Genomic DNA, 13,716 nt, shown 5'->3' with positions numbered 1-13,716 from the left:
AGTTGACATTCGAGGAGGGGAAACATGGGCCGGGTGACGACCCGATATGCGGAACTGTTGGAGAAAAACCGGCGGTATTTGTGGAATCCCTTCACACAAATGAAGGAATATTTGGACGATGAGCCCGTGATCGTCGAACGGGGCGAAGGTGTAAAACTGATCGACGTCAACGGCAGGGAGTATTACGACGGCAATGCTTCGGTCTGGCTCAACGTGCACGGTCACAACCGACGGGAATTGAATGAGGCGATCACGGAACAACTGGGAAAAATCGCCCACTCCACCTTGCTGGGGGCAGCCAACGTTCCTGCGTTGGAGCTGGCGGAGCGACTGGTGCAGCTGGCCCCGGACGGATTGAACAAGGTGTTTTATTCGGATAGCGGGGCCGAGGCGGTGGAAATTGCCCTCAAAATGGCTTTTTTGTACTGGAAACACCGTGGCCGACCGGAGAAGCGGCTGTTTTTGGGAATGACGAACGCTTACCACGGGGATACGGTCGGGGCGGTCAGTGTGGGCGGGATCGACTTGTTTCATGCTTCATTTGATGCCCTTCTGTTTGAGACGGAAAAAGTACCCTATCCCTACACGTACCGGTATCCCGGAAGTGAAGAAGAATGCGTTGAGGCTTGTTTAGAAGCGTTGCGACGGAAGTTGGAGGAAAAGGCGGATGTCCTCGCCGCGCTGATTGTTGAACCAATCGTACAAGGGGCGGGCGGCATCATCACCATGCCACCGGGATTCCTGAAAGCGGTTTCTGATTTGTGCAAACAGTACGACGTGTTGTGGATCGCCGACGAGGTGGCTACCGGATTCGGTCGAACCGGCAGGATGTTCGCGTGCGAACACGAGGGAGTAACCCCCGATCTGATGGCGCTCGGCAAAAAGATTACGGGCGGCTATCTGCCGGTGGCGGCGACACTGGCCACAGATGAAATCTATGACGCGTTTTACGGAGATTACGCTGAGTGCAAAACCTTCTTCCACGGCCATTCCTACACGGGCAACCCGCTCGGGTGTGCGGTGGCGTTGGCCAACCTGGATCTGTACGAGCGGGAGGATTTGATCACGCACGTACAGGAGGTGGCCGAACATACGGCCCGGGAGTTGGCACGTTTTTATGAGCTGCCTCATGTGGGCGATATCCGTCAGCGCGGATTGATGATCGGCATCGAATTGGTGCGGGACAAAGAGACCAAGGAACCGTACCCCTGGGAAGAAGCGATCGGTGTCAAGGTGTGTCGCCGGGCGCGTGATTTGGGCTTGATCACCCGTCCGCTGGACAATGTGATCACCTTCCTTCCGCCGTTGGCTGTCCGTAAGGAGGAAACAACAGAGATGCTGAGCATTTTGTATCAAGCCATTGCCGAGGTGACCGGTCGATGACGCGTGGGATCTTTGTAACGGCAACGGATACGGAAGTGGGGAAAACCGTTGTCACAGCGGGCTTGGCATTGGTACTCCGAGAACAGGGCTTACGCGTCGGTGTGATGAAACCGGTGCAAAGCGGGCATTTGGCCGACGATCCCGAAGGGGACGGGGGTCGTTTGAAGCGGTGGACCGGTGTGGAAGCGGGGCCGGAGGAAATCGTGCCGTATTCTTTTTCTCTGCCGGTGGCTCCTTTGATTGCGGCCAGGAGTGCCGGTGTCGCGATTGATCAAGCTGGGTTGGTTGAACGCATCCGCACGATGGCGGAACGATACGATCTGCTGTTGGTGGAAGGAGCGGGCGGCCTGTTGGTGCCGGTCGGCCCCGATTGGACGATGGCCGATCTGGCGGTGGAACTGGAATGGCCTCTTGTCATCGTCGCCCGTCCCAACTTGGGAACCGTGAACCACACGGTGCTCACCTTGGAGGCAGCACGCAGTCGGGGACTCCATCCGCTGGGTGTGATTCTCAACGGGTATCGCGAAGGGGAACGGGACCCCAGCCTGGAGGCCAACCCGGAAATGATTGAACGCTTCGGCGGAGCACCCGTGTTGGGCCGGATTCCGTGGATGGAGGAACCGATGACGACGGAAAAGCTGCGTGACGTATTTATTCGTGCATTGGACGGTCGTGCGTTGATGGAGAGGCTCCGGTTAACTGTCCGGGTTGAGGGATAACCGTTTGATATGACCTCGGAAACCAGACACCTCAATTCTCGGATTGTTGCGGGGAACCGGACAGCGCAGGAGCAAGAACGTGGGCAATTTACCACTAAGTGAAGCGTGTTTTGTCCGTCTTTCTTTACTTCTTTGCAGGGCGCAGGTGGAACAAGCCGGGTTGCGAATGATCGCGAACATTCAGATCGGAAAGGGGCAGTTTTCACATGTGGGAACAGCAAACTGTCGGGAACCGTTGGGAAACGTTGGCGGATAAAGCATTGGCGGGCCAATGCCTGACACGGGAGGAAGCGTTGTCGGTCCTGCGGGCGGACGATGATGAATTGTTGCCGCTGTTGCATGCGGCCTTTCGGGTTCGTCGCCATTATTTCGGAAAAAAAGTGAAACTGAACATGATCATCAACGCCAAAAGCGGTTTGTGCCCCGAAGATTGCGGGTATTGCTCACAATCCATCGTATCGCAGGCACCGATCGAAAAATATACCTTTTTGAAAAAGGACGTACTCGTGCAGGGTGCCCGACAAGCCTGGGAGAGAAAAGCGGGTACATACTGCATTGTCGCCAGCGGCCGCGGTCCGACGGAGCGGGAACTGGAGGAAGTAATCGCTGCCGTTCGTGAAATCAAGCAGGAGTTGCCGATGAAAATTTGCGCCTGTTTGGGTATTTTGACGGAGGATCAGGCGCGGCGGCTGAAAGAGGCCGGCGTCGACCGTTACAACCACAACCTGAATACCAGTGCCGATCATTATGCCAATATCACCACCACACATACGTACGAGGACCGGGTACAAACAGTGGAGACGGCCAAACAGGCGGGCATTTCCCCTTGTTCCGGATGCATCGTAGGGATGGGGGAGACAGATGAGCAGATCGTGGACGTGGCATATGCGTTGCGCGAATTGGATGCTGATTCGATCCCGGTCAACTTTTTGAACGTCATCCCCGGCACGCCGCTGGAGGGAATGGATGAACTCAACCCGCGGCGCTGTCTGAAAGTGCTCTGTCTGTTCCGCTTCATCTGCCCCAGCAAGGAGATCCGCGTCTCTGGCGGTCGGGAGGTCAATCTGCGTTCGTTACAACCGTTTGCTTTGTATCCGGGTAATGCCATCTTCATCGGGGATTATCTCACCACGCCAGGGCAACAGGCGGAGATGGATCATCAAATGATCCGGGATTTGGGATTTGAAATCGAGGAGTGTGCACTGTGAGTGTCTGGGAGGAAACCTTGCGCAGTCGATTGGCTCGTCTGGAGCAGGAAGGTCGTCTTCGTTCCCTGGTGCCGGTTGCACGCGCGGTGTACCCGGTGTTGGAACGGGACGGACGATCGCTGATCAATTTCTCCTCCAACAATTATCTCGGATTGGCGAATCATCCAGAGTTGATGGAAGCGGCTCGGAAAGGGGCGCAACGGGGAGCGGGAGCGACCGCTTCCCGTTTGATTGTGGGCCATGACGAGGAGACGGAACGGTTGGAACAGGAGATCGCCGCTTTTAAAGGAACGGAAGCCGCTCTCGTGTTTGGATCCGGGTACACAGCCAATATGGGGGTTTTGTCCGCCTTGCTGCAACGGGGCGATGCGGTGTTCAGCGACAAGTGGAACCATGCGAGCATTGTTGACGGCATTCGCCTGAGTGGGGCGACGCTGTTCCGGTATCGGCATCTGGATATGGATCATTTGGAAGCGCAGTTGCGTCTGGCAGAGAAAAAAGGCATTCGACGCAAGTTGATCGTGACCGACACGGTGTTCAGCATGGATGGGGATGTGGCTCGTTTACACGACCTCATCTCACTGAAGGAGCGTTACGATGCGGCATTGATGGTGGATGAGGCCCATGGCGGAGGCGTGTTTGGCCCCTACGGAGAAGGGGTTGCTCACCACATGGGTTTAGCCGGCAAGGTGGATCTGCATATGGGCACATTCAGCAAGGCATTCGGCGTAGTGGGAGCATATGTTGCCGGCAACCGGACATGGATTTCTTATCTCGTCAATACGTGTCGTCCCTTCATCTATACCACGGCATTGCCACCTGCCGTGATCGAGATGATTCGCACTTCCCTCCGGTTGGTGCGGGAGGCGGGAAGCCGGCGGATCGCACTTCATCGAAAAGCGGCCCGATTTCGCAACCGTTTGAAAGCGTTGGGTTTGAATGTCGGTCCGTCAGAAACGCAAATCATCCCGTTGATCGTCGGCGACGTGCACGCTACCGTCAAACTGAGTCAATCTCTGATGGAGAATGGTGTGCTGGCAGTTCCCATCCGTCCGCCCACCGTTCCGGAAGGGACCGCCCGGCTGCGGTTTTCCCTGATGGCGACCCACACGGAAGAACATCTCGAAACGGCGATTGACGCGATTGAACGGGCGGTGCGAACGGAGGGAGTAACCATCCATGATTGAAGAAATGTCTGTTTTGTGGTTGGCGGGTTGGAGCGCTCCTCCCTCCGTTTGGCAGCCGGTCATCGATCGCTTTTCCCGTTACAATTCTCGCGCCCGACACCAACTGGTTGATGTGCACACCTTACTGGAAAGGGAAAGCGGTATACCCTCGCAGGCTCACGATTGGTTGGCTGATGGGTTGTGGTGGGTAGTGGGCTGGTCGATGGGCGGGATGATGGCGTTGGAATGGGCACGGACGTTTCCCGATCGGATAAGGGGGGTTTTTGCGATCGGCGTGACGGATCAGTTCGTCCGGTCGCCCCGCTCGCCCGAAGGTTGGGATGAGCGTGTACTGAGGCGGATGGAACGACGGTTGCCGGATGATCCGGCACAGGTGCTTGCCGATTTCGACTGTCGGATGTTCTCTTCCACCGAGATGAAAGCAGGATGGCTCGAGCAGTGGCGTCAGTCATGCCGGAATCAGCAGCAACCGGATGTTTCCGGTCTGTTGACTGGTTTGGACTATCTTCGTCGTTTTTCGTTCCCGGATTCACTGTTGTCCGTTCCGGTTTTTCTGCTGCACGGCGAGGACGACGCGATTTGTCCCGTCTCGGGTGCCAGGCGTTTGGCCCGAACCCTGCCGAAGGCGGAATTGACGGTATGGGAAGGCGCAGGGCACTTGCCGTTTTGGACCCAACCCGAACGTTTTCATTTCTGGCTGAAGGAGCGAATGGAACGTGTTACTGAACAAAAAACGGGTGGCCCGTCAATTTAATCGCCATGTATCCACATACGATGAATACGCGGTTGTACAGAAGCGGATGGCCCATCGCATCATGCAGACGCTGTCGGAGCGTGATGTCAGGGCGGAGCGGATTTTGGAAATCGGGTGCGGGACGGGGTATTTGACGCAATTACTGTCGGAGCGGTACCCTTCAGCGAGGATCACGGCGGTGGATTTGGCCGAAAACATGGTGCAAGCCGCTAGAGAGCGGTTAGGCCATTTGGCGACAATTCGTTTTTTGATCGGAGATGCGGAAACGATGGAATGGGACGAGACATTTGACCTGATCGTTTCCAATGCTACCGTGCAATGGTTTGGTGCTCCCGAGCACTCGTTCCGCACATTGAGCGACCATTTACAACCTAGAGGCTGGATCGTGTTCTCCACTTTCGGCCCCGACACTTTCCAGGAGCTGCACCAACAATTCCGGGAGGTGGAGCATGATCTTCGTCTGCCTTCGGGCATGCACGGATTACGCCTTCGCAGCGCGGCGGAATGGGAGATCATCCTCCGACATGCCGGATTGGCGGACATCGGATCGATCGTTTGCTCGCATCGGATGGAATATCCGGACTGCTATGCTTTTCTGCAATCCATCAAGCAAACGGGGGCCAGTTACAGCGTTTCCTCCGCGGTTTCCCTGTCCGCTCAACGCTGCTTGTTGCGCGAAGTGGTCCGCCGATATAACCAGGTGTACCGGTCCAAAGACGGTGTATATGCTACGTATCAGCTTGTGCAGGTATGGGGGCGAAAAGAGGGATGAACCGAGCCGGAATTAACGTGATAATGTGTGGCTTTTGCACTCTATCGGAAAAATGGGCTTTGAAGTGGAAGGGGGCAAGTGGCACTCACTCCGGGTGGCGGGATGTATATGTGGATGCTGTAGATACGAAAAAATCCCCCATGTTATAGGGGGATTCAGGTTGAGGATATCGTCCGCGGGGTCCGAATTTCCCGTCCTAAACTCCGTGCGAGACGGGAAATTTGGACCGACTCCCTGAAAAATTCGCGAGTGGGTAGACCGCTTTGTCTACAGTCTCACCCCACACATACTCAGGGGGGTTGTTTAATGCGCTTTGGATGCATTCAGCGCGGAATGCTTGCGGGAATAGGTGAAGTAGACGATTAACCCGATCGTCAGCCAGATCAGAAACGCCGCCCAAGTGATCCACAGCAATTGGGACATCAAGAAAGCGCACAGCACGATCGACGCCGCCGGAACGAACGGGACGGCGGGACAACGGAATCCCCGCGGAAGATCGGGCTGGGTTTTACGCAGAATGATCACGCTGACGGAGACCATGATGAATGCAAACAAGGTTCCGATATTGACCAATTCGGCGATTTGGGTGATCGGCACCAACGCGCCGATCAGTCCTGCGACGATGCCCAACAACCAGGTGACACTGTAAGGGGTACGGTATTTTTCGTGTACGCGGGAAAACCATTTGGGCAACAGACCGTCTCGCGACATGGCGAATGCCACACGGGTTTGGGCGTAAAGAATCACCAGCATGACCGTTGTCATGCCCACGATGGCACCGAGGTCAATAAACGCGGCGAACCAGTTTTGACCGGCGATCTGCAGGGCCAGCGAGACGGGATGGTCTTCATGCCCGCGGATTTGCTGATAAGGGATGATCCCCGTCATAATGGCAGAAACCACCATGTACAACAATGTGCAAATTCCCAGTGAATACAACAGTCCCCGCGGTAACGTGCGTGCCGGATCACGCGCTTCTTCGGCCGCAGCACTCACCGCATCAAACCCCAAGTAAGCCGAAAAGACAACCGCCGCAGCTGTAAAGATGCCTTGGGTTCCAAAAGGAGCAAACGGTTGCCAGTTGGTCGGCTTCACGTAAAACACGCCGATCAGAATAAACAGCAGGACCACGCCCACTTTGATCAGAACCATCACGTTGTTGACCCGCTTGGACTCTTTGATGCCACGGGACAACAGCAGCGTGATCAGCATGACGATCAAAAAGGCGGGCAGGTTGAACAGCGTCGTCTTTCCGGGAACGGCACCGGGGGCCGCCGTCAGAGCGTCGGGCAATTTCAGTCCGAATCCGCCGAGCAGCGACTGGAAGTAACCGGACCAGCCGGATGAGACGGCGCTGACGGCAAGCAAATATTCCAACACCAAATCCCAACCGATGATCCAGGCAACCAGTTCGCCCAAAGTGACATAGCTGTATGTGTACACCGAACCGGACACGGGAACCGTGGAAGCGAACTCCGCATACGCCAAAGCGGAAAATGCACAGGCCAGTCCGGCGATGACAAATGACAACATCAATCCGGGGCCTGCTTTCAGCGCACCCGTACCGGTCAACACAAAAATACCGGTGCCGATGATGGCCCCGATGCCGAGCAGGGTGAGATCCCATACACCCAGTTCCCTTTTCAGCCCTTTATTTCGTCGACTGGTATCAATCAGTGAACGAACATTTTTTTTTCGAAACAGATCCACTTCCAATACCCCCAGGCAATATTATCTCCACTTCGCTAAATAGTCGCGCAATTCAGTTCAGAGTAGCCATCATTCCACATGTCCTATATATTAACGCGTTGGGGCATTAAAATGCAAAGGAAAAAACAAGAAAAAAGCCCCGGTTGAAAACCGAGGCTTTGGGACATAGTGGAGATCACTGATCGAGATGGATCGTCGATTGCGTGTTCAACGAGGAGCGCTTACGGGAATAAGTGAAGTAAATCGCAAAACCGATGGCCAGCCAGATGGCGAATCGGATCCAGGTGATTAGGGGTAGATGCGCCAACAGTAATACACAGAAGAGGATCGCCAAGAGCGGAATCCACGGCACGGCCGGGCAACGGAACGCACGAGGCAGATCCGGTTGCGTTTTGCGCAGGATGATGACGGCGATCGAAATCATGACGAAGGCAGCCAGGGTACCCATGTTGACCAATTCCGCGATGTCTCCCAGGGGAACCAGCGCACCAATCAACGCTGCAACAGTTCCCGAAATCCAGGTCGCACCGAATGGTGTGCGGAATTTTTCGTGTACGGTGGAGAACCCTCTTGGCAACAGACCGTCCCTGGACATGGCGAAAATGACCCGTGTCTGTCCGTACAACATCACCAGCATCACGGTGGTCATCCCGAGAATGGCACCGAGGCTGATGAAACCTGCGAACCAGTTTTGCCCAACCGTCTGCAGTGCCAGCGCGACCGGACGGTCTTCATACCCTTTGAATTCTGGATAACGCACGATACCGGTCAAGATTCCGCTGACCACCACGTACAGCAGGGTGCAGATTCCCAGCGAATACAAGATCCCGCGCGGCAGGTCACGGCCGGGATTCCGCGTTTCTTCGGCCGCAGTACTGACGGCGTCAAATCCGAGATACGCGAAGAAGACCAGTGCCGCTGCGTTGAAAATGCCATCCCAGCCGAATGGGGTAAACGGTTGCCAGTGGGCGGGTTTCACATACCACACACCGACGAAGATAAAGGCAAGAACCACCGCCACTTTCAGGACCACCATCACGTTGTTGGCCCGTTTGGACTCCCGAATCCCGCGCGCCAGCAAGAACGTGAGCAACATGACGATCAAAAAGGCGGGCAGGTTGAACAGCGTTGTCTTTCCGGGAACGGCTCCCGGTGCTGCAGTCAACACTGTCGGCAAGTGGATACCAAACCCCTCAAGCAGAGATTGAAAATATCCCGACCAACCGGCCGAAACCGCACTGACGGCCAAAAGATATTCCAGAATCAGGTCCCAACCGATGATCCACGCCCAAAATTCGCCCATGATGGCGTAGCTGTAGGTGTAGACGGAACCGGACACCGGTACGGTCGAGGCAAACTCCGCGTAGGACAGTGCAGCGAATGCACAAGCCAGACCGGCGACGACAAAAGAAAGGATCAGTCCCGGCCCTGCTTTGAGTGCACCTTCACCAGTCAGCACGAAAATCCCCGTGCCGATGATGGCGCCGATGCCGAGTAGGGTTAGATCCCATGCATTGAGTTCCTTGCGCAGGGTTCGACCTTGTTGCGTGGTTTTGATTAGATCAGGAATGCTTTTTTTGCGAAAAAGACTCATGTAAGACCCCCCTTGAAAAGAAACATGTGCGAATGAAAACGCTCGCCACATGATTATTCGACGTCAATAAAGTTTATCCCTTTAGAATTATCAGTCAATTTTGATGCCAAAAATATCCGGTTATTCGTATGGAAAAAAGATCCCCCATTTTCGGTTGAAACAGCGACATAGCGAAGACGATATGTTACGATTTTTTGTATGATCGGAATAAAGGAGGCAATTGTGTATGTTCAAAACCTTGCTTGCTTCATTGGGAGTGGGCGCTGCCAAGATTGATCTGATCCTTGATGATGACACCGTCACCATGGGGCAACCCGTCAACGGCAAGTTGGTGCTGACAGGTGGGAACGTTGAACAGAAAATTGAAAAATTGACGGTCGAATTTCATGTGACTTCAGCGTTTCAACGCGGTGATCAAACGATATATGTAGATGATACAGTATCCACAATCCCTGTGACAATGGATGCTTTTACCATCCATTCCGGAGAGGTACAGGAATTTTCCTTCTCGTTCGTATGTCCCGCGTATTTGCCGGTGTCCTTGGTACGTACGCGTTATGATTTTCGCAGCAATCTGGCGATAGTGGCAGGTGTCGATGCCAAGGACCGGGATGCGGTCGTCGTCCGACCGCAAGGGTTGTTGCGCAACTTGTTGGAAGGGTTTCAGCGATTGGGCTTCATCCCCATCTCAGAGGGATACACCGGCATCAGGAACGGCGGCGTGCAATTCATCCAGTTTCAACCGACCGACTGGATGCGGGGTCAATTTGATGAAGTGGTGTTTTCATACTCACCGGCTCGCACGCAAGAGCGGATCGAAGGGCACTTTGAGCTGGATAAGAAGACGCACGGCTTGATCGGTATGCTCGCCGATCAACTGGATCTGGACGAGAAAAAGGGGTTTTTCCGTTTTGAGGCGGCGGAGTTGGCCAGTGTCGAACGGGCTGCGGACACGATCAAACGATTCATCGAACGGCATGCACAGGGACTGATCGGATAGGGTGTGTCTGGTCATTTGCTAATGTGAGAGAAGGGTGGCCTGAATTCTGTAAGAACCTTTGAAAAGTCCTCCGGATCGAGTGAGGTTGAATCCTCAAAAATTCTTAATGTATATCTGATGCCCCCAAAATGCGGGTGTGCTATTATTTGAATCGTAAGACATGGAAAAGGAGGAATTGTCATTGTTCAAGACATTGCTTGCATCGCTCGGAATCGGCTCCGCACGCATCGACCTCGTGCTCGATCGCGATGAAGTCATTATGGGCGAAAAAGTGACGGGTCAACTGTATGTCTACGGCGGAAATGTGGAGCAGGAGATTGAAGGGCTGTCCGTCGATCTGCGTTTGATATCCCATCACGCCAAAACAGCGCAGGAAATGGAAGAAACCGTTTGCACTATCGAAGTGACCGACGAGGAATTCACCTTGCGTCCGGGTGTGGAGATGAAATTTCCGTTCTCATTCGTATGTCCGTACACCTTGCCGATTTCCTCAATCAATACAAAATATTACTTTGTGTCCAATCTGGAAATCGACAACGGGATCGACGCCAAGGATCGGGACTTTATCAAAATTAAACCGGCCGGGCCGATCGAGCAATTCCTTGAAGGCATGTACGAACTGGGAATGGAGCTGAAATGGGAAGGATTGTCCGGGAAAGAGGACGAGTATTTGCAAATGTTCCAATTCCGTCCGACCGATTGGCTTAAAGGTCAGGCGGATGAAATCATCTTCTGGTATGATACGGTCAAATCGAAAAAAGAACTGCGTGGCTTTTTTGAGTTCGACGGACAGTTTGCAGGTGAAGGTGGGGATCTGGCTGACTTCTTCAACTTAGACGAGTCTTCCGGTTCTTTTGTGTTTACTCAGGAACAACTGGCAACACGGAAGTCGGCGGCGGAAACGATTCGAGCTCATTTGAAACGCCATTTAAAAGGGCTGCAGGTCTAAAGGTAAGCATCCAACCGGTTTTGCGTATGTGATCTCTCTCAGATTGAGTCAAACATATGATTTCTCCGAGGCGCTGTCTTCCACGGCAATTTGGGTGGAAAATCAGCGCCTTTGACTGTTGATTGCAGTCGCTGTCGTCGCCGTTTTGGCGTCATCAGTGTGATGCATGAAGATCCAATTTACTATTTTTAATATAGGTAGAAATTTTCGCATTAATAAGATAACTAACTACTTTACCAGTTGATTGGAAGAAAAGGTAGGGAGAAAAAAGTAACGGATTGTGCTACACTTTGGGTGATTTTATGAAAAGAAATGATCTTTCTGTTTCGGGAAATGATTTTTGTAAAATCATCTCATATATTGGAAGAGAGCTTCTAGGGGGAAGGACTTTGAAAATATTGCTAGGATTATTTCTTCTCTTACTTGGAACTGCTGGGGTAATTTTATCTTGGGTGTTGAGATGGAAACCGAAAATACTTGAGAATCATATTATTGTTGATGCAATTATTTCTACTGTAGCATCATTTCTTGTCATTAATCGTTTTACGTTGGGCCTCTTCTTCCTCTTTATGGCGATATATGGATTATGTATGCTTTGGTGGAATTAGAAAACCCCATCAGCTACTTTGTGGACTTTGCCCAGCTTTTATGCTGGGTTTTTGTCTGTTTCTTCTGGATGTGGTACGTAAAGCGGGGAAAACGTATGATCATGGTTCACGCCTGGTTGTAAGCGTGGTAAGAGTAGATTAAATTAAGACAACGCCCTTATAGGCGTATGGTAACAGGGGGAACTTATCTATGGTAAAAAAAATAAAAACAATCATTGATTGGCTCTTTTTACCCCTTTTCTTGTCTTACATTTATTTTGGTATTACTAACACTACACCATCTTGGTATGACTACTTTTTAGGAGTAACGTATATATTAGCAGCTATTAGATATTGGATAGATTATTTTATGGAAGAAAAAGAAAAAAAATCATTGCTTATTGTTGCAGCCATCTTTGTAGTTATTGCCATTCTAATCTTTCTTATAAAACCTATAAAACAAGGAATAATCTAGAAAGCATTTCAAAAGTCGTTCTTTTCGGTGACACCTTAGCGAACTGAATTTCTGATGAAACTTGCCCATTCTGTTACCCGGAACACACGAAAAGCTACCCTTATCGGGTAGTTTTCTTCTTTTCATTGAACAATAAATTTTACCCGAGTACCGTCCGGATAATCCTCAAGTTGGTTGCTTACCCAGGCACCGGCTCCTCGGTTATCCGATGGGGAGATGTACCGAACCTCGGCACCTACACCGCCTTCAAACACATAGCCATTGGCTCTGTTTCCGCTACATCATCTAAAAATTCAACACCTTACCCATGATACTAGCTGTAAAATAATCATGTGTAAACGGTAACAACCTTTATATAACCACCCGAATCGTGTCCAATGAAGAATCACTTTATTTTGGAAGTGATGATTACTTCTCAGGTGCTCATACAGTCCAAAGTGATTTCAAATAATACAAAGGACCGCGTGACAGCGGTCCTTTTTCTTATCCCCAAATCACGGGATTGCCGGTTTCCACAGATGCCTGAAACACATTGATCAGCGGTTGAAGGATGTAGTCGAAGTCTTTCCCCGATATCTGTCGTTTCTCCACTTGCAGCAATCGGGGCAGCCGTTCCCCATCCTGGATGGACAGGTTGGACAAGATGCGGGTACCGGAACGGAGATCCTGAAACAAAACGGCCCTTCCATTGGATTTTCTTATCTGTTCGAAGTGGATGGACCGAAACAGGATTTCTTCCACCTTTAGATCCCGCTCCGCCAGTTTACCCACGAAAAATCCTTCTTCATCCAATCCGATGGCGGTACGATCTTGTACGTTCCAGCCGAGAAAACTGACCGCATCGGAGGTGTGCAGATAGAGCATTTCCCCCGTTTCTCCGTCCAAGAGATGGACTCCTGTTCCCAAATCGGTTCCCTCACGAACATCATGCAGTTCTTCCAAGGCCCTGCGAGCCAGTGCAGCGTCCGTTCGCCCCTCGTTACCGGAGGGGAGTGCCTCGTACAGTGCGGGGAAACGTTGCCAACCAGCCTGCTCCAACACTTGTAAAAAACGAGTGTATCCTTCCCAATCGGTGATCCGTTCATCTGCATACCATAAGTTGGGATGTGGACAACACGATCCCAACCATTCGTCAAACATGGCCAGATATTCGTCAAACCGTTCGTCTTCCATCGGAAAGTCGAGATCGGGGTATCCTTCCTCATCCGTCACGATGTAGGTACGAATCGTTTCCGGCGGTGGTTCGGTGACCCCCTCCCGGAAACAGGTACAATACACGACAGCATCCAGTCCCATTATCCTTCTCCTTTCTCACTGGGAGTGTGGACATGCCAGGGTCTGAGGAAAGAGCGGTCTTTTTCCCTCTAGCAACTTTGGC

Annotated in this window: 12 protein-coding genes and 1 pseudogene; 9 read left to right on the top strand and 4 right to left on the bottom strand. The window is 52.4% G+C overall.

The features are described 5' to 3' along the window. Positions 1 to 24: 24 nt before the first annotated feature. The 6 genes from bioA (at position 25) to bioC (ending at position 6,023) form a co-directional block, all read left to right on the top strand. Complete coding sequence (bioA, locus tag KI215_RS14000) at positions 25 to 1,383, top strand: adenosylmethionine--8-amino-7-oxononanoate transaminase (RefSeq protein WP_212773312.1); 1,359 nt, start codon at positions 25 to 27, stop codon at positions 1,381 to 1,383. Next, positions 1,380 to 2,102, top strand: coding sequence for a dethiobiotin synthase (gene bioD, locus KI215_RS13995; protein ID WP_212773311.1), 723 nt, complete (start codon positions 1,380 to 1,382; stop codon positions 2,100 to 2,102). The genes bioA and bioD overlap by 4 nt, the downstream gene beginning before the upstream one ends. 206 nt (positions 2,103 to 2,308) lie before the next feature. Next, positions 2,309 to 3,310, top strand: a complete 1,002-nt coding sequence (gene bioB / locus KI215_RS13990) for a biotin synthase BioB (protein WP_212773310.1) — start codon at positions 2,309 to 2,311, stop codon at positions 3,308 to 3,310. After that, a complete protein-coding gene (gene bioF, locus KI215_RS13985; protein ID WP_212773309.1) occupies positions 3,307 to 4,497 on the top strand; it encodes an 8-amino-7-oxononanoate synthase in 1,191 nt (396 codons plus the stop codon). Before bioB ends, bioF begins: the two co-directional genes overlap by 4 nt. Further along, the gene (locus tag KI215_RS13980; protein WP_212773308.1) at positions 4,490 to 5,251 is read left to right on the top strand and encodes an alpha/beta fold hydrolase; all 762 of its coding nucleotides are present in this window, start codon (positions 4,490 to 4,492) and stop codon (positions 5,249 to 5,251) included. Before bioF ends, KI215_RS13980 begins: the two co-directional genes overlap by 8 nt. Further along, positions 5,214 to 6,023: a malonyl-ACP O-methyltransferase BioC gene (gene bioC / locus KI215_RS13975; protein WP_212773307.1), complete on the top strand. Its 810-nt coding sequence runs from the start codon at positions 5,214 to 5,216 to the stop codon at positions 6,021 to 6,023. The genes KI215_RS13980 and bioC overlap by 38 nt, the downstream gene beginning before the upstream one ends. A 303-nt stretch (positions 6,024 to 6,326) precedes the next feature. Here the strand turns inward: bioC and KI215_RS13970 are convergent, their stop codons facing one another. Next, positions 6,327 to 7,739 (bottom strand): branched-chain amino acid transporter BcaP, encoded by a 1,413-nt coding sequence (locus KI215_RS13970; protein WP_212773306.1) that lies wholly within the window; start codon positions 7,737 to 7,739, stop codon positions 6,327 to 6,329. Positions 7,740 to 7,908: 169 nt separating this feature from the next. Next, positions 7,909 to 9,327, bottom strand: coding sequence for a branched-chain amino acid transporter BcaP (locus KI215_RS13965; RefSeq protein ID WP_212773305.1), 1,419 nt, complete (start codon positions 9,325 to 9,327; stop codon positions 7,909 to 7,911). A gap of 226 nt (positions 9,328 to 9,553) precedes the next feature. Here KI215_RS13965 and KI215_RS13960 point away from each other — a divergent pair, with 226 nt between their 5' ends. The 3 genes from KI215_RS13960 (at position 9,554) to KI215_RS13950 (ending at position 12,338) form a co-directional block, all read left to right on the top strand. Then, complete coding sequence (locus KI215_RS13960; RefSeq protein WP_212773304.1) at positions 9,554 to 10,327, top strand: sporulation protein; 774 nt, start codon at positions 9,554 to 9,556, stop codon at positions 10,325 to 10,327. A 181-nt stretch (positions 10,328 to 10,508) separates the two neighbouring features. Continuing rightward, positions 10,509 to 11,276 (top strand): sporulation protein, encoded by a 768-nt coding sequence (locus KI215_RS13955; RefSeq protein ID WP_212773303.1) that lies wholly within the window; start codon positions 10,509 to 10,511, stop codon positions 11,274 to 11,276. 798 nt (positions 11,277 to 12,074) lie between these two features. Continuing rightward, positions 12,075 to 12,338: a hypothetical protein gene (locus KI215_RS13950; protein WP_212773302.1), complete on the top strand. Its 264-nt coding sequence runs from the start codon at positions 12,075 to 12,077 to the stop codon at positions 12,336 to 12,338. A gap of 122 nt (positions 12,339 to 12,460) precedes the next feature. Here the strand turns inward: KI215_RS13950 and KI215_RS13945 are convergent. Then, a pseudogene (locus tag KI215_RS13945) lies at positions 12,461 to 12,603 on the bottom strand (NucA/NucB deoxyribonuclease domain-containing protein); the annotation flags it as partial. 218 nt (positions 12,604 to 12,821) lie between these two features. Next, entirely contained in the window at positions 12,822 to 13,634 is an 813-nt protein-coding gene (locus KI215_RS13940; RefSeq protein ID WP_212773301.1) for a calponin homology domain-containing protein, read from the bottom strand. Between the last annotated feature and the right edge of the window lie 82 nt (positions 13,635 to 13,716).

The sequence above is a fragment of the Polycladomyces abyssicola genome, assembly GCF_018326425.1.
Lineage (GTDB): Bacteria > Bacillota > Bacilli > Thermoactinomycetales > JIR-001 > Polycladomyces > Polycladomyces abyssicola.
This window is presented reverse-complemented; position numbering and strand designations above follow the sequence as displayed.

Coding starts and splice junctions, on each gene's coding strand:
- bioA (WP_212773312.1), top strand. CDS start 25: ATGGGCCGGGTGACGACCCGATATGCGGAACTGTTGGAGAAAAACCGG.
- bioD (WP_212773311.1), top strand. CDS start 1,380: ATGACGCGTGGGATCTTTGTAACGGCAACGGATACGGAAGTGGGGAAA.
- bioB (WP_212773310.1), top strand. CDS start 2,309: ATGTGGGAACAGCAAACTGTCGGGAACCGTTGGGAAACGTTGGCGGAT.
- KI215_RS13980 (WP_212773308.1), top strand. CDS start 4,490: ATGATTGAAGAAATGTCTGTTTTGTGGTTGGCGGGTTGGAGCGCTCCT.
- KI215_RS13965 (WP_212773305.1), bottom strand. CDS start 9,327: ATGAGTCTTTTTCGCAAAAAAAGCATTCCTGATCTAATCAAAACCACG.
- KI215_RS13960 (WP_212773304.1), top strand. CDS start 9,554: ATGTTCAAAACCTTGCTTGCTTCATTGGGAGTGGGCGCTGCCAAGATT.
- KI215_RS13950 (WP_212773302.1), top strand. CDS start 12,075: ATGGTAAAAAAAATAAAAACAATCATTGATTGGCTCTTTTTACCCCTT.
- KI215_RS13940 (WP_212773301.1), bottom strand. CDS start 13,634: ATGGGACTGGATGCTGTCGTGTATTGTACCTGTTTCCGGGAGGGGGTC.